The 20,137-nt window shown below is 76.0% G+C and carries 14 protein-coding genes; 12 read left to right on the forward strand and 2 right to left on the reverse strand.

The window, feature by feature from the left end; translation table 11 throughout:
• From EBO15_RS37585 to EBO15_RS37610, 6 genes are all read left to right on the forward strand, one after another.
• Positions 1-1,732 (forward strand): non-ribosomal peptide synthetase (locus tag EBO15_RS37585; RefSeq protein ID WP_122199244.1); only part of this gene is annotated, 1,732 nt, incomplete at its 5' end.
• The gene (locus tag EBO15_RS37590; RefSeq protein ID WP_122199245.1) at positions 1,729-9,027 is read left to right on the forward strand and encodes a non-ribosomal peptide synthetase; all 7,299 of its coding nucleotides are present in this window, start codon (positions 1,729-1,731) and stop codon (positions 9,025-9,027) included. The genes EBO15_RS37585 and EBO15_RS37590, both read left to right, overlap by 4 nt.
• Positions 9,011-10,177, forward strand: a complete 1,167-nt coding sequence (locus tag EBO15_RS37595; RefSeq protein ID WP_199745064.1) for a Zn-dependent hydrolase — start codon at positions 9,011-9,013, stop codon at positions 10,175-10,177. Before EBO15_RS37590 ends, EBO15_RS37595 begins: the two co-directional genes overlap by 17 nt.
• Positions 10,178-10,182: 5 nt before the next feature.
• A complete protein-coding gene (locus tag EBO15_RS37600) occupies positions 10,183-10,908 on the forward strand; it encodes an LOG family protein (RefSeq protein ID WP_122199247.1) in 726 nt (241 codons plus the stop codon).
• Positions 10,884-11,813: an ornithine carbamoyltransferase gene (locus EBO15_RS37605; protein ID WP_122199248.1), complete on the forward strand. Its 930-nt coding sequence runs from the start codon at positions 10,884-10,886 to the stop codon at positions 11,811-11,813. The genes EBO15_RS37600 and EBO15_RS37605 overlap by 25 nt, the downstream gene beginning before the upstream one ends.
• Positions 11,810-13,060, forward strand: a complete 1,251-nt coding sequence (locus tag EBO15_RS37610) for an MFS transporter (protein WP_147481838.1) — start codon at positions 11,810-11,812, stop codon at positions 13,058-13,060. Before EBO15_RS37605 ends, EBO15_RS37610 begins: the two co-directional genes overlap by 4 nt.
• Before the next feature lie 116 nt (positions 13,061-13,176).
• On the opposite strand, the gene EBO15_RS37615 is transcribed toward EBO15_RS37610, so the two are convergent.
• Positions 13,177-13,440 carry a hypothetical protein gene (locus tag EBO15_RS37615; protein WP_122199250.1) on the reverse strand — a complete coding sequence of 88 codons (264 nt, stop codon included), beginning with the start codon at positions 13,438-13,440 and terminating at the stop codon, positions 13,177-13,179.
• Entirely contained in the window at positions 13,437-13,766 is a 330-nt protein-coding gene (locus EBO15_RS37620) for an ArsR/SmtB family transcription factor (RefSeq protein WP_122199251.1), read from the reverse strand. Before EBO15_RS37620 ends, EBO15_RS37615 begins: the two co-directional genes overlap by 4 nt.
• Before the next feature lie 167 nt (positions 13,767-13,933).
• Here EBO15_RS37620 and EBO15_RS37625 point away from each other — a divergent pair, with 167 nt between their 5' ends.
• The 6 genes from EBO15_RS37625 to EBO15_RS37650 form a co-directional block, all read left to right on the forward strand.
• Positions 13,934-14,854, forward strand: a complete 921-nt coding sequence (locus tag EBO15_RS37625) for a DUF4097 family beta strand repeat-containing protein (RefSeq protein ID WP_122199252.1) — start codon at positions 13,934-13,936, stop codon at positions 14,852-14,854.
• Positions 14,855-14,925: 71 nt separating this feature from the next.
• Positions 14,926-15,210, forward strand: a complete 285-nt coding sequence (locus EBO15_RS37630; protein WP_199745065.1) for an acyl carrier protein — start codon at positions 14,926-14,928, stop codon at positions 15,208-15,210.
• On the forward strand, positions 15,210-16,484 hold the full coding sequence (locus tag EBO15_RS37635; protein ID WP_122199253.1) for a beta-ketoacyl-[acyl-carrier-protein] synthase family protein: 1,275 nt from the start codon (positions 15,210-15,212) through the stop codon (positions 16,482-16,484). Before EBO15_RS37630 ends, EBO15_RS37635 begins: the two co-directional genes overlap by 1 nt.
• The gene (locus EBO15_RS37640) at positions 16,481-17,605 is read left to right on the forward strand and encodes a beta-ketoacyl synthase N-terminal-like domain-containing protein (protein WP_199745066.1); all 1,125 of its coding nucleotides are present in this window, start codon (positions 16,481-16,483) and stop codon (positions 17,603-17,605) included. The genes EBO15_RS37635 and EBO15_RS37640 overlap by 4 nt, the downstream gene beginning before the upstream one ends.
• A gap of 42 nt (positions 17,606-17,647) precedes the next feature.
• A complete protein-coding gene (locus EBO15_RS37645) occupies positions 17,648-18,505 on the forward strand; it encodes an ABC transporter ATP-binding protein (RefSeq protein WP_378239017.1) in 858 nt (285 codons plus the stop codon).
• On the forward strand, positions 18,502-20,137 hold a 1,636-nt coding region (locus tag EBO15_RS37650), incomplete at its 3' end, for an ABC transporter permease (RefSeq protein ID WP_147481839.1). The genes EBO15_RS37645 and EBO15_RS37650, both read left to right, overlap by 4 nt.

Here is a 20,137-nt window from a genome sequence, read left to right on the forward strand (position 1 = left end):
CGTCGGCCTCCCGGCCCGGCGCGGCCCGGAGTTCGTCGCGGCCGTGCTCGGCGTCTGGAAGGCGGGCGCGGCCTACGTCCCGCTCGCCGTCGGCGAGGCCCCGGACCGCGTCCGCCGCATGATCGCGGACGCGGGGGCCCGGCTGGTGCTCGCCGCCCAGGGGCAGCGCCTCGGCGACGCCGTTCCCGGGGACGTCCGCGTCCTGCGCATCGAACCCGGTGCCGGGACCGGCCCGGGCGAGCGCGGGACGGCGCCCGGCCCGACGCGCCGCCCGGTGCCGGGACGCCCGGACGAGCTGGCGTACGTCGTCTTCACCTCCGGCTCGACCGGCCGCCCCAAGGGCGTGCAGGTCCCGCAGCACGCGCTGACCAACACGATCCTCGCCGCCAGGGACGACTTCGCCCGGGGCGCCGGCGACGTGTGGCTCGCGCCCGCCGCGCTCACCTTCGACATCTCGCTGGTCGAGCTCTGGACGCCGCTGGCGTCCGGGGCGCGGGTCGTGCTGCCCACCGACGCCGAGGCCGCCGACCCGGCGGAGCTCGTGCGGCTGGTCAAGACGCACGGCGTCACCCACCTCCAGCTCACGCCCGCGAGCTGGCGCGGCCTGCTCGACGCCGGGCTGGACCGCGTCCCGATGGTCGCCCAGGTCGGCGGCGAGAGCTGCGACCCGGCGCTGCTCGACCGGCTGAACCGGACCGTGGACCGGCTGCACAACGTGTACGGGCCGACCGAGGCCACGGTCCGCGCCACCGGCTGGCTCGTCCCCGCCGGGCCGCCGCCCGAGGGCCCGGCCCGGATCCCGCTCGGCGCGCCCGTCGCGGGGACCACCCTGCACGTGCTGGACGACCGGCTGCGTCCGGTGCCGTTCGGCGGCTCCGGCGAGATCTGCCTCGGCGGCGCGGGCGTCGCGCGCGGCTACGCCGGACGGCCCGACGCGACCGCCGAGCGGTTCGTCCCCGACCCGTACGCGGCCGTGCCCGGCGCACGGCTCTACCGCACCGGCGACCGCGCCGTCGTCCGCGCCGACGGCTCCGTGGAGTTCGCGGGACGCGTCGACGGCCAGCTGAAGATCCGCGGCCACCGGATCGAGCCCGCCGAGGTGGAGGCGGCGCTGACCGCGCTGCCGGACGTCGCGGCGGCCCGCGTCGCCGCGCACGGCGAACCCGGCGGAGACCCCGACGACCGGATCCTGGTGGCCTACTGGGTGCCCGCCGGGCCGCCCCCGCCGTCCCCGGAGGGGCTGCGCGCGGTGTCCCCGGAGGCGCTCCGTGCCGCGTGCGCGCGGGCGCTGCCCGCCGCGATGGTCCCGGCCGTGTTCGTCCCGCTCGACCGGCTCCCGCTGACCCCGCACGGCAAGCTCGACCGGCGCGCCCTGCCGCCGCTCCCCGCCGTCCCGGCGGAGGCGGAGCGGGCCGCGTCCCGGCCGCCCGGCACACCCGCCGAGCGGCGCATCGCCGGGATCTGGCGCGACCTGCTCGGCACCGACCCGGGCGCCGACCGGGACTTCTTCCGGCTCGGCGGCGAGTCCCTGCTCGCCGCCCGCGCGGTCGCCGCCGTCGGCGCCGCGTTCGGGCTCGACCTGCCGATCGGCGCGCTGTACGAGCGCCCGACCGTCGCGGGCCTGGCCGCCGAGGTCGAGGACCGGCTGCGCGCGGAGATCGCCGCGCTGCCCGAGACCGAGGTCGTCGCGCTCGCATCCGCAACCTCCACCGACCAGGAGATCGAGTCATGACCGTCGACGACCTCGCGGTGCTGCGGGAGGAACTGCTGCGCCGCCGCCTGGCGGGCCTGTCCGGAGCCGCCCCCGCGGCTTCGGGTGAAGCGGATTCCCTCGCCCCCGCCGAAGGGGCCGGGCCGCCGCCCCTGTCCGCGCAGCAGCGCCAGCAGTGGTTCCTCAACCGGCTCGACCCGGCGAGCACCGAGTACCTCATCCCGGTCGTGCTGCGCCTGCGCGGCCCGCTGTCCGCCGCCGCCCTCGGCACGGCCTGGACGCGGCTCCTCCAACGGCACGAGGTGCTGCGCGCCCGCTGCGCCCTCGTGGACGGCGAGCCCGTCCAGATCGTGGAACCCCTGGGAACCGAGGTCCTGGTCCCCGAGGACCTCCCCGGCCGGACGTCCGCCGCCCGGGCCGCCCGCGCCGTGGAGATCGCGACCGCCGAGGCGTCCGCCCCCTTCGACCTCGCGGACGGCCCGCCGGTCCGCGCGCGCCTGCTCCGGATCGACGCCGACGACCACCTGTTCTGCCTGGTCGTGCACCACATCGCCTTCGACGGGCTGTCCTGGCCCGTCCTCGCCCGCGACCTCGCCGCGTTCTACCGGACGGTCACCGAGGACGCCCCGCCGCCCGCGCCGCTCCGCGTCCAGTACGCCGACTACGCGGCCTGGCAGCAGGCCCGCGACGGCGGCGCCGACCGCCGCGACCTGGACTTCTGGCGCGAGGAGCTCACCGGCCTTGACCCGCTCGACCTGCCCGCCGACCGGCCCCGCCCGGCCGTCCGGGACTGGCACGGCGCGGCCGCCCCGCTCACCTTCCCGGACGGCCTCGCCGGACGCGTCCGGGACGCCGCGCGCGAGCACCGCACCACGCCGTTCGCCGTCCTGGTGACCGCGTTCCACGTCCTGCTGTCCCGGTACACCGGGCGCGCCGACGTCGCCGTCGGCACCCCCGTGTCCGGCCGCCGCCGCGCCGAGCTGGACGACCTCGTCGGGCACTTCGTCACCAGCGCCGTCCTGCGCGCCCGCTGGGACGGCGCGCCGGGCTTCGGCGAGCTGCTCGACGCGGCGCGGCCGCGCCTGGCCGCCGCGCTCGACCACGTCTCCACCCCGTTCGAGCGGCTCGCCGACGAGCTCGTCCCCGACCGCGACATGTCCCGCACGCCGCTGTTCCAGGTCGTGTTCGCCCTGCACGACGACGGCCCGCCCGCGCTGGACCTGCCCGGCGTCCGGTCCGAGGCGGTCGAACTGCCCTGGACGACCGCGAAGTTCGACCTGACCCTCCAGATCCAGGCGGTCGGCGACGGCTACCGGGGGCAGATCGAGTACGCCACCGCGCTGTTCGACGCCGCCACCGCCGAGCGGATGGCCGCCCACTTCGTCCGGCTGCTGGACGCCGCGCTCGACCGCCCGGACCTGCCCGTCGCCGACCTGCCGATGCTGACGTCCGCCGAGACCGCCGCCCTGACCGCCGGCCCCCGCGAACCGGCCACCGGCCCGCCGCTCCCGCTGCACGAGCTCGTCGCCGGGTGGGCCGCCCGCACGCCCCTCGCGACGGCCGTCACGGCGGACGGCGACCACCGCACCTACGCGCAGCTCGACGCCGAGGCCAACCGGATCGCGCACCTGCTGCGGCGGCGCGGCGTCCGGCCCGGCGAGCCCGTCGGGGTGTGCCTGGACCGCGGGACGCGGCTCGTCGCGGCGCTGCTCGGCGTCCTCAAGGCGGGCGCGGCCTACCTGCCGCTGGACCCCGTCCACCCCGCCGACCGGCTCGCCTTCATGCGCGCCGACTCCGGGGACTGCCCGGTGCTGACCGAGGCCCGCCACGCCGGACGGTTCGGCGGCCCCGCCGACGACGGCCTGATCGTCCTGGACTCGTCCGCCGCGCGCGTGGACCTCGCCGTCAGCCCCGACACGCCGCCGCCCGTCGCCGTCCACCCGGACGACCCCGTGTACGTCATCTACACCTCGGGCTCCACCGGACGGCCCAAGGGCGTCTGCCTCACCCACGCCAACGTCGCCCGGCTGTTCGCCGCCGCGCGCGAGCACTTCGACTACGGCCCGGACGACGTGTGGACGCTGTTCCACTCCTACGCCTTCGACTTCTCGGTGTGGGAGCTGTGGGGCGCCCTCTGCCACGGCGGACGCGTCGTCGTGGTGGACGAGGACACCGCCCGCTCGCCCGAGGACCTCCTCGGCCTGCTCGCCGCCGAACGCGTCACCCTCCTGAACCAGACCCCGTCGGCGTTCCGCGCGCTGACCATGGCGGCGACCCCCGGCCGGGTCCGGGACCTCGCCCTGCGCGCGGTCGTGTTCGGCGGCGAGCGCCTCGAGCCCGCCGCGCTGCGGCCCTGGGCCGAGGCCGCCGGACTGGACCGGCCCGCCCTGGTCAACATGTACGGGATCACCGAGACGACCGTGCACGTCACCCACCACCGGCTCACCGCCGCCGACCTCGCCGACGGCGCGCGCAGCCCCGTCGGCGAGCCCCTCGCGGACCTGTCGGTCGTGCTGCTGGACGGACGCGGCAACCCCGTCCCGCCCGGCGTCCCCGGCGAGATCCACGTCGGCGGCGCGGGCCTCGCCCTCGGCTACCCCGGACGGCCAGGCCTCACCGCCGAGCGGTTCGTCCCCGACCCCTGGGGCCCGCCCGGCGCCCGCCTCTACCGCAGCGGCGACCTGGCCCGGCGGCGCCCGGACGGCGGCCTGGAGTTCCTCGGCCGCGTCGACCACCAGGTCAAGATCCGCGGTTACCGCATCGAGCCCGAGGAGATCGAGGAGGCGCTGAAGCGCCTCGCGGGCGTGCGCGACGCGCTCGTCCGGGTGCGCGAGGACGCCGGCCACCGCGAACTGGTCGCCTACGTCGTGCCCGACGAGCGGCCCGGCCCGTCCCCGCAGGACCTCGCCGCCGGGCTCGGCCGCACCCTGCCGCCCTACATGGTCCCCGCCGCGTACGTGACGCTGGACCGCTTCCCCCTCACCCCGAGCGGCAAGCTGGACCACCGCGCGCTGCCCGCGCCGCGCCGCGAGGCCCTGCGCGTCGCGGACGCCTACGTCGAGCCGCGCACCGACCTGGAACGGCGCCTCGCCGACGTGTGGGGCGAGGTCCTCGACCACGACCGGATCGGCGTCCACGACGGGTTCTTCGACCTCGGCGGCGACTCGATCCGCGCCGTCGTGCTGGTCGGCGCGGCGCGCGAGGCCGGGCTCGACGTGTCCGTCCGCGACGTCATGGCGAACCCGACCGTCGCCCGGCTCGCCGAGGCCGTCGCGGACCGCGCCCCGCTCACCGGCGAGGACGGCACGACCGCGCCCTTCAGCCTCCTGGACCCCGCCGACGCCGACGCGCTGCGCGGGCGGCCCGGCGTCCGGGACGCCTACCCGCTGTCCAAGGTCCAGGCCGGGATGCTGTTCGAGATGCTGTCCGGCGAGGACCGCAACTACCACAACGTCACCACGTTCACCGTCCGCGACGACCGGCCGTTCTCCGAGGACGCGCTGCGCGCCGCCGCCGCCGAGGTCGTCGCCCGGCACGACGTCCTGCGCACGTCCATCGACCTGTCGGCCTACTCCGAGCCGATGCAGATCGTGCACGACACCGGTGTCATGCGGGTCGGCAGCCGGGACGTTACCGCCCTCGACGCGCAGGCGCAGGGACGGGCCGTCCGCGAGTACATGGCCATCGAGCGCCACACCCCGTTCGACCTGGCCCGCCCGCCGCTGCTGCGGGTGTTCGCGCACGTGTGCGGCCCGGACCGGTGGCGCGTCTCGATCACCGAGTGCCACGCGATCCTGGAGGGCTGGAGCTACCACTCGCTGCTGATGGAGCTGCTCCGCTGCTACCGCGCGTTCCGGGACGGCCTCGACCCCGAGCCGTACGACCGTCCGGCCGTCCGGTACGCCGACTACGTGGCGGCCGAGCGCCGCGCCCTGGCCGACCCCGCCGACCGTGCCCACTGGCTCGGCATCGCCGGGGACCTTCCGCGCCTCACCCTGCCGCAGTCCTGGGCCGACCCCGGGCCGCGCGCCGCGCACCAGGTCCGCGTCCCCTACGCCGACCTGGAGGACCGGCTGCGCGCGTTCGCCTCCGACGCGAACGTCTCCCTCAAGAGCGTGCTGCTGGGCGCGCACCTGAAGGTCATGAGCATGACCACGCACGAGGAGGCGTTCCACTCCGGCCTCGTGTGCGACACGCGGCCCGAGGCGGCCGGCGCCGAACGCGTCTACGGCATGTACCTCAACACCGTCCCGTTCCCGTTCGAACGCGGCCACCGCACCTGGCGCGACCTGGTCCAGGCCGTGCACCGAACCGAGGTCGGCCTGTGGCCGCACCGCCGCTACCCGCTGTCGGCGATCCAGGCCGACGCGGGGGAGGGCGGCCGCCTCATCGACGTGTTCTTCAACTACCTGGACTTCCACGTCGTGGACACCGACCTGGTCGACTACGAGGCCAGCGTCGACGACAGCCCCAACGAGTTCCCCCTGTCGGTGATCACCCAGGCCGGGTCGATCGTCCTGGTCGCCGACGGCACGGTCCTCGGCCGGGACGCCGGACGGCGGCTCGGCGCCCTGTACCGCTCCGTCCTGGAGGCGATGGCCGCCGACTTCGACGGCGACGCCCGCGGCGCCCACCTGGCCGAGGAGGAACGCCGCGCGCTGCTCGGCACCTGGAACGCGACCGCCGCGGACCGCGACCCGACCCCGATGCACCGGGTGTTCGAGCAGTGGGCCGCGCGCGTCCCGGACGCCCTCGCCGTCACCTCCGCCGGCCTGCGCATGTCCTACGCCGAACTGGACGCCGAGGCCAACCGGGTCGCGTGGCACCTGCGGGCGCTCGGCGTCGGCCCCGAGACCGTCGTCGGCGTCCTGCTGGACCGGGGGCCGCTGCTGCTGCCCTGGCTGCTCGGCATCTGGAAGGCGGGCGGCGCCTACGTGCCGCTCGACGCGTCCTACCCGCCGGACCGGCTCGGTTTCATGCTCGCCGACTCCGGGGCGCGCGTCCTGGTCACCGAGGCCGCGCACCGCGACCTGCTCGCGGACGTCTTCGACGGCCCCACCGTCGTCGCCGACCGCGCCGCCACCGCCGACGCCGTCGCGGCCCGTCCCGCCACCCGGCCGGACGACCCCGCCGACCCCGACGGCCTCGCCTACGTCATCTACACCTCGGGCTCCACCGGCCGCCCGAAGGGCGTGCAGATCGCGCACCGGGGCCTCGGCAACTACCTGTGGTGGGCCGTCGAGGGCTACAGCGGACGCGGGTCCGGCGGCGCGCCGCTGTTCTCGTCCATCGCCTTCGACATGGTGGTGCCGAACATGTACGCGCCGCTGATGACCGGGCAGCCCGTCCACATGATCGCCCCGGACGTGCCGCCCCTGGAACTCGGCCGCGCGCTCGCCGACGCCGGGCCGTTCGACTTCATCAAGCTCACCCCCGGGCACCTCGAACTGCTCACCCACCAGCTCGGCGCGGACGAGGCGGGCCGGCTCGCGGCGCTCCTCGCCGTCGGGGCCGACTCCTTCCCCGGCCGGACGCTGAACCGCTGGCTCGACCTCGCCCCCGGCCCGGTCGTGCTCAACGAGTACGGCCCCACCGAGATCTCCGTCGCCAACAGCACCCACGACATCACCGGCCCCGAGACCCGCGAGGTCGTCCCGATCGGCCGTCCCATCCCCAACACGACCATGTACGTGCTGGACGAGGCCATGACGCCGGTGCCGGTCGGCGTGCCCGGCGAGCTGTACATCGGCGGCGCCGGCCTGGCGCGCGGCTACGCCGGGCGGCCCGGCCTGACCGCCGAGCGGTTCGTGCCCGACCCGTTCTCCGTCGCGCCCGGCGCGCGGCTCTACCGCACCGGCGACCTGGCCTGCGTCCTGCCGGACGGCGAGCTGGACTTCCTCGGCCGCCTCGACCACCAGATCAAGATCCGCGGCTACCGGATCGAGCCCGGCGAGGTCCAGGCGGTGCTGGTCGCGCACCCGTCCGTCCGGGAGGCGCTGGTCGTCGCGCACGGCGACGCCGACCGGCGGCGGCTCGTCGCCTACTGCGTCCCCTCCGGGGACGACCCGGCCGACCCGGCGGACCTGCGCGCGCACTGTCGCGACCGGCTGCCCGACCACATGGTGCCCGGCGTGTTCGTCCCGCTCGCCGAGTTCCCGCTGAACCAGAACGGCAAGCTCGACCGCAAGGCGCTCCCCGCGCCGTCCGCGCCGGGCGACCCGGGGACGGCCGCGGACCGCCGCGCTCCCGAGACGCCCACCGAGCGCGCCCTCGCCGCCCTCTGGGCCGACCTGTTCGACGTCGCGGACGTCGCCGCCACCGACGACTTCTTCGCCCTCGGCGGGCACTCGCTGCTGATGCTGCGGGTGGTCTCCCGGGCCCGCGCGGCCGGGTTCCCGATGGGCACCCGCGACATGCTCGAATGCCGCACGGTCGAGACGCTCGCCCGCCGCATGGACGCCGCGTCGGCATCCGGCTCCTCGTCCGGTGCCGCGCCTGAGGGCGGACGGCTCGCCTGGCTCAGCCGGGAGGGCACGGGACGGCCGCTGTTCTGCGTCCACCCGGCGGGCGGCAGCGCCCACTGGTACCTGCCGCTGGCCGCCCCCGGCGCGCTGCCCGGACCGGTCGCCGCGTTCGAGGCGGCCGCCCTCGGCGACCGCGACCCTACGCCCGGCCTCGTGGACGAGCTGGCCGCCGGGTACACCGGGGAACTGCTCGCCGCCGCGCCGTCCGGCCCCGGAACCCTGCTCGCCTGGTCGTCGGCGAGCACGATCGCCTGGTCGATGGCCGCCCGGCTCGCCGACCGGGGCGTCCCGGTCCGGCTCGTCCTCGTCGACCCCCAGACCGACCTGGCCTGGAACCGCCTGGACGGCGTGGACGACCCTCTCGTGGACCGGCTCGCCGACCTGTTCGCGGCCCGCGCCGACCTCACCGAGCTCGCCGGGCGCAGCGCCGGCCTGGACCACGAGCTGGTCGGGCTGCTCGCCCTCGCGGGCATCACCGCTTCACCCGACACCCTCGACGAGGTCGCGCCGCGCGTGGCGACCTGGCGGCTGCTCACCCGGTCGATGGAGCGGTACGCCTACGCGCCGCTGCCGGGCCCGGTCACCGTCGTCCTCACCGACCAGACCGCCGACGGCCGCCACTCGGTCCTGCGCGGCCGCACCCCGGACGCCTACCTGGCCCGCTGGAAGGCCCTCGCCACCGGCGGCCTCACCGTCGGGCGGGTCCCCGGCGACCACGACCACGCCCTCACCCACCTCGGGGCCCTCCGCCCGCTGCTGCACCTGGATGGTGACGATGGACATCTCCGCTGACCGGCTGCTCGCCGACCTGGACGCCCTCGCGGGCATCGGCGGCCGCCTTGACGGCGGCGTGGACCGCGTCGCCGGGTCGCCCGCCGACCTGGAGGCCCGCGCCTGGCTCGCGGGCCGCCTCACCGCCGCCGGACTCGCCGCCCGCACCGACGCCACGGGCAACGTGTTCGGGCACGTGCCCGGCGCGATCCCCTGGCTGCTGTCCGGCTCGCACACCGACACCGTCCCCGCCGGGGGCCGCCTGGACGGCGCCTACGGCGTGATCGCCGCCCTGGAGGTCCTGCGCACCCTGCACGAGGCCGGCCACCCCGCCGCCGCCGCGCTGGAGATCGTGAACTTCTGGGACGAGGAGGGCGCCGGACCCGACTCGGCGGGCGGCCTCACCGGATCCACGGCGCTGTGCGCGGGCGACCACGTGGACCGGATCCGCGCCTACCTGGAACTGCACGTCGAGCAGGGCCCCCGGATGGAACGCGCCGGGCTCGGCCTCGCCGCCGTCGAGGGCATCGTCGGCATCGAGCGCCACCAGGTGGTCGTGCACGGCACCGCCAACCACGCGGGCACCACCCCGATGGCCGAACGCGCCGACGCCGGACGCGCCGCCGCCTGCGTCGCCGCCGAGATCCCCGGCCGCGTCCTCACCCTGGACGGCGACATGGTGGTCAACGTCGGGCACATCGCGTTCCTGCCGGGCGCCCCGAACGTCGTGCCCGGCGAGGCCCGCCTCGTCGTGGAGTGGCGCGCCGCCCGCGACGACTCCCTCCGGCTCGCCGCCAAGGAACTGAGGGAGCTCGCGCACGACACGGCCGCCGCGTTCGGCTGCACCGGCGAGGTGGTCCGGCTGTCCCGCAAACCGCCCGCGCTCTTCCACCCCGACCTGTGCGACCTGGTCGAGGACGCCTGCCGCGCCACCGGAGCGCCGGTGGCCCGGATGTTCAGCTTCGCCGGCCACGACGCGGGCGTCCTCAGCGCCCACGTCCCCACCGCGATGCTGTTCGTGCCGAGCGCGGACGGCATCAGCCACTCCCCGCGGGAGCACACGCCCGCACCGCAACTGGCCGAGGGCTGCCGGGCGCTCCTGGAAGCCGTCGTCCGCGCCGCCGAGCGCGGCCCCCACGGCTTCGCGCCGACGCCCAGGGACGAGGGATGACCCCCATGCGCGACCAACCCGACACCACCAACGGACGCACGACGAACGAGCACGCGCCGGACAGGCGATCGGCAGGTTCCGCAGGTTCCGCGCGGCAGGTCGCGGTGTTCTGCGGGGCGCGGCCCGGCGCGCGGGACGAGTACGTCAAGTTCGCCGCCGAGCTGGGCGCGGGGCTGGCCGCGCGCGGCCTCGGCCTGGTCTACGGCGCGGGCTCGGTCGGGATCATGGGCTCGGTCGCCGCGTCCGCGCGCGCCGGGGGAGCCCGCGTGCTCGGCGTCATCCCGACCTCGCTGTTCGAACGCGAGCGGCCCGTCCCGCCCGCGGGCGAGGAACTGGTCGTCGTCCGCTCCATGCACGACCGCAAGGCGCTGATGTACCGGCTCGCGGACGGCTTCGCCGTGCTGCCCGGCGGCCTCGGGACGCTCGACGAGCTCATCGAGGTCGCCACCTGGAACCAGCTCGGCCTGCACGCCAAGCCCGTCGTGCTCCTGGACGTCGCCGGGTTCTTCCAGCCGCTCCTCGCCGCGCTGGACCACGCCGTCGCCGAGGGCTTCGCGGCGGCGGCCGACCGGGACGCGATCGGCGTCGCGCGCACCGTCGAGCAGGCGCTCGACCTGCTCGCCCCCACGACCGGCCCCCTGACCCCCACCGCATCGGTCACCGCATCCCCCGCCGCATCCGCCACCACCCCGACCGGGAGCACCGCATGGGACACAACGCCCGTCATCTGATCTCGCTGACCGACCTCGCCGACGAGGACCTGGTCCGCATCGTGCGGCGCGGCGTGGACCACGCCGCCGGGCACACCCGGTCCGAGCGGACGCTCACCGGCGCGATCGTCGGCACCTACTTCCGCAAGACGTCCACCCGGACGCGCACCGCCTTCACCTCCGGCGCGCTCCGGCTCGGCGCGCAGGTCATCCCGTACGGCCCGGACGACCTGCAGCTCAACACGGGCGAGTCGGTGGAGGACACCGGGCGGGTGTTCGCCTCGATGCTGGACGCCGTCGTCGCGCGCACCGCGGGCCCGCCCGCCGAACTGCGCGCGATGGCCGGGCAGCGGCGGATGGCCGTGGTGAACGCGATGACGTCCGACGAACACCCGACGCAGGCGCTCGCCGACCTCACCACGCTGCGCGGGCGGTTCGGCGACATCGAGGACCTGCACGTCCTGTACGTCGGGGAGGGCAACAACACGGCGGCGGCGCTCGCGCTGGCCCTCACCCGTTTCGCGGGCGCCCGGCTGGAGTTGCGCACCCCGCCCGGCTACGGGCTCGACGAGGGGCTGCTCGCGCGGGCGCGGGAGACGGCCGCCGCGCACGGGGCGTCCATCGAGGAACGCCACGACATGGACGACCGGTCCCGGAACGTGGACGTCGTCTACACCACCCGCTGGCAGACGACCGGGACCAGCAAGCCCGACCCGGACTGGCGGACGGTGTTCGAGCCGTTCCGCGTCACCGCCGCGCTGTGGGACGCCAGCCCGAAGGCCGTGTTCATGCACGACCTGCCCGCGCACCGCGGCGAGGAGGTCGACGCCGACGTGCTCGACGGCCCGGCGAGCATCGCGTTCACCCAGGCCGAGAACAAGCTGTACAGCGCCATGGCCGTCCTCGAGTGGTGCCTGCGCGGATGAGCCTGGCCGACGAGAGGGAACAGGCCGAGAGTCCCGCCCCGCTCCGCGGCAACACCGACTTCCTGTTGCTGTGGATCGGGGCGGGGCTCTCCCTGCTCGGCGCGCGCGTGGTGTCGCTGGCGTACCCGCTGCTCGCGTTCGCCGAGACCCACTCGCCCGGACGGGCCGGGCTCGCCGGGTTCGCGGCGATGGCCCCCTACGCGATCGCGCAGCTGCCCGCCGGGGTGCTCGTGGACCGGTGGGACCGGCGGCGGGTGATGGTCGCCTGCGACGCGGGACGGGTGCTCGCCCTCGGCGGCGTCGTGACGGCGCTGGTGTTCGGCCGGTTCGGGTTCGGGTGGCTGCTCGCCGCCGCGTTCGTGGAGGGCTGCCTGACCGTCGCCTACCGGCTGGCGGAGCGGGCCGCCGTCCGCAACGTCGTGGAGCCGGGGCAGCTGCCCGCCGCGCTGTCGCGGAACGAGGCGCGCGAGCAGGCGGCCGGGCTGGTCGGGCGGCCGTGCGGCCCGATGCTGTTCGCGTGGGTGCCGTGGGGCCCGTTCGTGTTCACCGTCGTGAGCCAGGCGGTGTCGCTGGTGACGGTGCTGCTGGTGCGCAGGCCGTTGCAGCGTCCGCGTGAGGGCGGCCGGACGCCGATGGCCGGGGACCTGGCCGCCGGGCTCGCCTGGGTCTGGCGCGAGCCGCTGCTGCGCGCCGCCGCCGGGCTCATCGCGGGCAGCAACATGCTGTTCCAGGCGCTGAACCTCACTCTGGTGGTCGTCCTCGGCAAGGGCGCGGGACTGACGCTGGTCGTCGGGGTGTCCGGGGTCGCCGGGATGCTCGGCGCGCTGGTGGCGCCGCGGGTGCGGCGGCGGGTCGGGCTCGGCGCGGTCGTCATCGGCGCGAACGTGCTGTGGGCGGTGCTGATGCCGCTGGTGGCGCTGACCCGCGAGCCGCTGGCGCTGGCCGCGCTGTTCGCGGCGATGGGCTTCGCGGGGGCGGTGTGGAACGTCGCGATCGTCGTCCACCAGCTCCGGGTGACGCCGGACGCCATGCTGGGCCGGGTCAACAGCGTCGTCGGGCTGGTGTCGTTCGGGCCGACCGCGCTGGGCTCGCTGCTGTCCGGGTTCCTGCTGGGCCGGATCGGGGCGGCCTGGACGGTGGGGACGCTGTCGGTGGCGATGGGCGTCCTCGCGGTCGCCGCGGCGGTGAGCCCCGCGGTGCGCGCCGCCGGCCTGGGAGCGCCGCCCGCCGAGGACCGGGCGGGCTGACCGGACGCGCCGATCGGGGGAGCAGACGACGGGAGGGGCCGGCGGGGGCGGCCGGGGGGCGGCCGGTGTTCCCGGCGGCCGTTCGTGCTCCGGGCGGGCGTGGCCGCCCGGGGAGGTCACTCGACGGTGCGCAGGATGCTCTCCATGCGGGTGACGCGCTCGCGGAGCTCGCCGAGCTCCTTGCCGATCTGCGCCTCCAGGTCCTGCGACCGCTGGACGAGGTCCTTGAGGTCGCGTTCGCGCGCCGCCGAGACGCGGGCCGCGACGATGCGGGCGCTGACGGCGAGGATGGCGATCACCAGGAACGTCATCAGACCCATGAACACCAGCACGAAGGTGATCTGGCCCCAGTCGCTCCAGTTGCCGCTCGCAGCGGTCATTTCTTCTCCTTGGCATCGGTGCTGAGAGTGGGGACGGCCGCGGCGATCGCCGCCGCGGACAAGACTATCTCGAAGGACGTCAGTTCGAGATATTTCATGGCTTTGCCGTCCTTGGAGAGTTCCAGGCTCGCGCTGATCAGGCCGGCCTCTTCGAGGCGCTGCGCGTGGATGTGCAGCAGGGGCCGGCTCATCTGGAGTTCGCGGGCGAGCTGACTGACGTAGTTCCGTTTCCCGGCGAGTGCGGCGACGATGCGCAGCCGGTGCGGATTGGCCAGTGCGGCGAGCATGGCCAGCAGTTCGTCCCCCGAAGGCGGGGTGCTGCTCATGTGGGTTCCCTTGATGACTGGTGAGGCGAGGACGGCGCTCCGTTGAGGGTAGTGGACTTGCTCTTGTATCTCCGTCATGTCATGTGTTAGAGATAGTTTACACGTGATGCTTAGGCCATACAAGCAGCGCGTCCCGGGGAGCCGGGCGCGGAGCCAGGGGGTTTCCCATGGGACGGCGAACGACGGGATCACGCACACCGGGGTCACGCACGACCGGATCACGGACGGCAGGGCCACGCACGAGGGGGTCGCGCACCGCTCTCGCGGCGGGGGCGGCGCTGGCCGGGCTGGCGGCGCTCGGCGCGGCGGGCTGCTCGGCGGACACGATCGGGCCGCCGCTGCACCACACGTCCGACGACACGACGGTCAACGGCTCGGCCGCCCAGGTCGACATCCGCAACGGCAGCGGATCCGTGCACGTCACCACAGGCTCCGGGCCGATCCGGGTGCACCGCGACATCGACTACCACCACACGCGCCCGGGCCCCGTCGCCGGGACCGCGTCCGGCGACCTGCGGCTCGCCGCCGACTGCGACGGCTGCAAGATCAGCTACGACGTGACCGTCCCCGCCTCGACCAAGATCAGCGTGCACGGGGGCAGCGGCTCGGTGGACGTCAGCGGCGTCGCGGGCGTCGACTACGACGGCAGCTCCGGCCAGGTCACGCTGGCCCGCATCGCCGGCCCGGTCCAGGCGCACAGCGGCTCGGGCGGCGTCTCGGTCAGCCAGGTCTCCGCGCCGGTCACGGTCCGCGCGGGCTCCGGCGACATCGACCTGGACGGCGTCGGCGGCGACGTGGAGGCCACCAGCAGCCACGGCAGCCTCACCGGCACCGCCCTGCGCGCCGCCCACCTGAGCGGGCACACCGGTTCGGGGTCGCTGAAGCTGGAGTTCGCGACGGCCCCCGGGCGTGTCGAAGCGCGCAGCGGCTCCGGCGGGATCCAGATCCGGCTGCCCCGCCAGGCGTACCGGATCGACGCCGGGGCGAGCAGCGGATCGGTGCACCGCAAGCTCGACGACACCCCCGGCGCCGCCGCGCAGATCTCCGCGCACAGCGGTTCCGGCGACATCACCATCGACGGGATCTGACCCCGGACCCGGCACCGGCCGGACCGGCATATAGGCGATATAGGAACCGTAGAGCGGGACGGAGGAGCCTCATGGCAAGGACCAACGGAAAGGGCCGTGTCATGCAGCGCTCAATGGACGCCAGTCAGCGCGCGCAGGTGCGCGAGATCGTCGCCGAAATCCTGGAACTCGACCCGGAGGAAATCCTCCCGGCCAGCCATTTCCGGGAGGACCACGGCGCCGACTCCATGTCCCTCATCGACATTCTCGGCTCCCTGGAGAAGGAGTTCGACGTCTCGATCGACGAGACCGAACTGGCCCGCATGGTGAGCCTCGACGGCGTGCTCGCCGTCCTGGCGGACGCGGAGGCGGCGTGATGGGAGCCGCCGCGCGGGACGGCCGCCGCCGGGTCGTGGTCACCGGCCTCGGCCCCGTCTCCAGCATCGGGGTCGGGGCGGAGGCGTTCCACCGGGCGCTGCGCGCCGGGGCGAGCGGCGCGGCGCCCATCACCGGCATCGACGTGCGCGGGTTCGCGCACTCGACCGGCTGCGAGGTGCGCGGGTTCGAGCCCGCCGAGCACCTCACCCGCCTGGACCACCGCGCGTGGGGGAGGGCGGCGACGTTCGCGGCCGTCGCCGCGCGCCTCGCCGTTTGCGATGCCGGCCTCGACATGGACGCGCTGCGCGCCGCGCGGTCGGTCGTGGCGATCGGCACCACCGACGGAGAGTCCCGCGACCTGGACGACCTGGTCCGGCAGAGCGTCGAGCACGGCCCGGACGGGCAGGACCCCGCCCTGGCGCGCCGGGTGTCGCCGGTCCGGCTGGCCGTCGCCGCCGCCCGCGAGCTCGGCCTGACCGACGTGGAGACGCTGACCGTCTGCACGGCGTGCGCGGCGGGCAACCACGCGATCGGCTGCGGCCTGGACGCCGTCCGCGACGGCTCGGCCGACCTCGCCCTGTGCGGCGGGGCCGACGCGCTCTGCCGCAAGACCTTCGCCGGGTTCTACCGGCTCGGCACTATCGCGCCCGAGCTGTGCCGGCCGTTCGACCTGAACCGCGAGGGGATCCTCACCGGCGAGGGCGCGGGCGTCCTGGTGCTCGAACCGCTGGACGCGGCGCTGCGGCGGGGCGCGCGGATCTACGCCGAGGTGCTCGGGTACGGGCTGAACTGCGACGCCGACCACGCCGTCGCGCCGAACGAGGAGAGCGTCGCGCGCTGCATGCGGCTCGCCCTGGACGACGCCGGGGTCAAGCCGTCCGAGGTGGACCTGGTCTCCGCGCACGGCACCGGGACGCGCGCCAACGACGTCACCGAGAGCCGCGCGATCCGGCGCGTCCACGGCGAGCTGCCGCCGCGCACGGTGTCGGTGAAGTCGATGATCGGGCACACGATGGGCGCGGCGGGCGCGCTGGCGTCGGCCGCGTGCGCGCTCGCGCTGCGCCACGGGTTCGTCCCGCCGACCATCAACCATCGCGAGCCCGACCCCGAGTGCGCGATCGACTGCGTCCCCAACCAGGCGCTGTCGGTCCGTCCGCGCGTGGTGCAGAACGACGCGCTGGCGTTCGGCGGCGCGAACTGCGTGGTCGTCTTCGGCCGCGGCGACGAGACGGCGGCCCCCGCGGCCGTCCCGGCCCTGGGAGCGGCCCGGTGAGCGCCGTGATCACGGACTGGACGGCCGTCTCCCCCTACGGGCGGGGCCGCGCCGAGTTCGCCGCAGGGATCCTCGGCGACCGCACCGCCGTCACGGCGCTCGACCCCGCGGGCTGGACCGGCCCGCCGATGACCGAGGTGGCGCGGGCCCCGATCGGGGCTCCCCGCGAGGTCCTCGGACGCAAGGGCACCCGCGCCATGGACCGCGCGACCGCGATGGCCGTCCTGGCGGCGGGCGACCTGCTGCCCGGTGAACCGGCCGCACCGGATGCATCGGACGCGGCTGACGCGCAGGCCGCGGCGGAGCGGACCGCGCTCGTGCTGGGCATCTCCACCGGCCCGGTCGCGGCGCTCACGACCTTCACCGCCGACTCGTTCACCGGCGACCGCCCCTACCTGGTGGACGCGGCCCGCTTCCCGGCCGCGCTGATGAACTACACCGCGGGCCAGATGGCCATCTGGCACCACGTCCGCGGCCCCAACTCCACGGTCGCGGCCGGGCGGACCGCGGGCCTGGCGGCGCTGCGCTACGCGCTGCGGCTCCTGCGCGCCGGACGCGCCGACACCGTCCTGTGCGGGGCGGTCGAGGAGTTCAGCGCCGAGCGCGCGTGGCTGGAATGGCACGCCGCGCAGGACCGCGTCCGCCCGCCCGTTCTCGGCGAGGGCTGCGCGATGCTCCGCCTCACCCGCTCCGACCTGGCGTCCACCGAAGGCGCCCCGGTGTTCGAGGTCGCGGCGGTCGAGAGCGGGCTCGCCGAGGACGAACCCCGGGACGCCGCGCGCGTCCTCGAACGATGCGCGCGCTCCGCGCTCGCCAAGGCGGGCGTCACCCCGGACGAGATCGGGCTCGTCGTGCCGGGCGAGGCCCCGGACGCGGCGGGCGAGGCCGAGGCCGACGCCCTGGCGGCGCTGTTCGGCGGACGCCCGCCGCGCACGACCGGCTGCGCCCGCCGCATCGGCGACACCCGCGCCGCGTCGGCGGCGTTCCAGATGGCGGCCGTGCTCGCACACGCCGAACGGGCGCCGGGAGCACGGCCCGCGCTCATCACAACCGTGGACCGCGACGGGCCCGTCGCCTGCGCGGTCCTGCGCCCGGCCGCCCGACAGGGGCCGGACACCTGACCGGGCCACCCGGCCCCCGACCGAGATGACGAGGTAGGACCCATGAGCAGAGCGAGGCCGGAGGCCGGACGGGGCGGCGCCATGTCCGAGGGCACGGCCGCGGGCGCGGCCGGGGCGCCGGGCGTCGGTTGGTCCGGGGGCTCGGAGGAGGGCTCGGGCGGGGGCTCGGACGAGGGCATGGCCGTCGCGCTGACCGAGGTGTGGCGGCGCTACGGCGACGGCCCCGGCGCGGTGGCCGCCCTGCGCGGCGTCACCGTCGGGCTGCCCCGCGGCCGGCTGACCTGCGTCATGGGCCCCTCGGGGTCGGGCAAGAGCACGCTGCTCCAGTGCGCCGCCGGGCTGGACCGGCCGACCTCGGGCAGCGTCCGGATCGGCGGTGTCGAGCTGACCGCGCGCTCCGAGGAGGAGCTGACCGTGCTGCGCCGCGAGCGGCTCGGCTTCGTCTTCCAGGCGTTCAACCTGGTGCCGTTCCTGACCGCCGAGCAGAACGTCGGGCTGCCGCTGAAGCTGTCCGGGGCGCGGGTGGACCGCGCCCGGGTGCGGTCCACGCTGGCGTCGGTCGGCCTGTCGGACCGGGCCGGGCACCGCCCGTCCGAGCTTTCCGGCGGCCAGCAGCAGCGGGTCGCGATCGCGCGGGCGCTGGTCACCACGCCGGAGGTGGTGTTCGCGGACGAGCCGACCGGCGCGCTGGACACCGGCAGCGCCCGCGAGGTCCTGACGCTGCTGCGCCACTCGGTGGACACGCTCGGCCAGACCGTGGTCATGGTCACCCACGACCCCGTCGCCGCGTCCTACTCCGACACCGTGCTGTTCCTCTCCGACGGCTTCATCGTCGACGCCCTGGACGGGCCCACCGCCGACACCGTCGCCGCCCGGATGACCCGGCTGGAGCGCTCGTGATCGGGCTCGCGCTGAACTCCCTCCGCTTCCGCAAGGCGGCGTTCGCCGGCGCCTTCATCGCGCTGTGGGCGGCGGCGGCGCTCGTCACGGCGTGCGGCGTGCTGCTCCAGACGGGCGTCGCGAGCAGCCCGCACCCACAGCGGTACGCGGGCGCGCCGATCGTGGTGACCGGCGACCAGAGCGTCCACGTCGTCCAGTACCACAAGGGGCACGCGCGGCACCGGTCGCGGGCGATCGACCAGCGCGCCTGGCTGCCGGAGGACGCGGTCGCCAAGGCCGCCGCCGCGCCCGGCGTCCAGAAGGTCGTGCCCGAGTTGAGCTTCCCCGCCGACCTGGTGTCGCCGTCGTCGGGCCGCCCGCTGGCCTCGACGCCGTCGCTCGGGCACGACTGGGACTCGGCGGCGCTCACCCCGATGCGGATCGCCCAGGGCCGCGCGCCCGCGAACACCGGCGAGATCGTCGTGGACGCCGGGACCGCCGCCCACGCCCGCGTCCACGTGGGCGACACGGTGCTCGTCCAGTCGGCCGGCTCGCCCACCCGGTACACCGTGACCGGCGTGACCGACCGCGGCCTGCGCGGCCAGGCGCTGCTGTACTTCTCCGCCCCCGAGGCGCGGCGGCTCGCCGGGCACCCGGGCCAGATCGCCGCGATCGGCGTCACCCCGGCGTCGGCGCTGCCGGCCGTCCGGGACGCGCTGCACGGCGTCCCGTACACGATCCGCACCGGGGACGGCCGGGGCGAGCTGGAGTTCCCCGCCGCGTCCGGATACCGGGTGATGCTGATCAGCATGGGCGCGACGGTCGGCGGCATCTCGCTCGGCATCGCCGTCCTCGTCGTCGCCGGGACGTTCACCCTGTCGATCCAGCAGCGGCTGCGCGAGTTCGCGCTGCTGCGCGCCGTCGCCGCGTCCCCGAAGCAGATCCGCAGGCTGCTGAGCCGCGAGGTGCTGCTGCTGTCGGCGGTCGCCGCCACGATCGGCGCGCTCAGCGGGTTCGGGCTGGTCGCGCTCATGCACCGGCTGTTCGTGGCGGCCGGGGCGATGCCCGCGACGCTGCCGCTGTCCCTCGGGCCGTTCCCGGCGATCGCCGCGGCCGCCGTCACGATGGGCGCGGCCTGGGTGGCCGCCCAGACGACCGCCTGGCGCGTCAACCGGGTCCGCCCGGTCGAGGCGCTGGGCGAGGCGGTCCGTCCCCCGGCGGGCACCGCGTCCTGGGCGCGCGTCGTCGGGGCGGTCTGCTGCGTCGGCTTCGCGGGCGTGCTGATCGTCCTCGGCGTCCTGCACACCGAGAAGGCGGACCTGCCGATCGCGTTCGGCGGAGTGGTCGTCGCGGCCGCCGCGGTCGCGGTGTTCGGCGCGCCCCTCGCGCGTGGCACCGTCGTCCTCACCCGGCTCACCGCACGCTGGTCCGGCGTCGGCGGCTACCTCGCCGCCGAGAGCAACCGCGCCGACCACCGGCGGCTCGCCGCCGTGATCGCGCCGCTCAGCCTGGCCGTCGCGATCACCTGCACGGTCGTGTTCGTGTACTCGACGCTCGGCGGCGCGGCCCGCGACCAGGCGCGCAGCGGCACCGTCGGCGGCCTCGTGGTGACCGGGCCGCTCGGCGTGCCCGCCGACGCGACCGCCGCGCTCC

The organism is Actinomadura harenae (genome assembly GCF_003696215.1).
GTDB lineage: Bacteria > Actinomycetota > Actinomycetes > Streptosporangiales > Streptosporangiaceae > Spirillospora > Spirillospora harenae.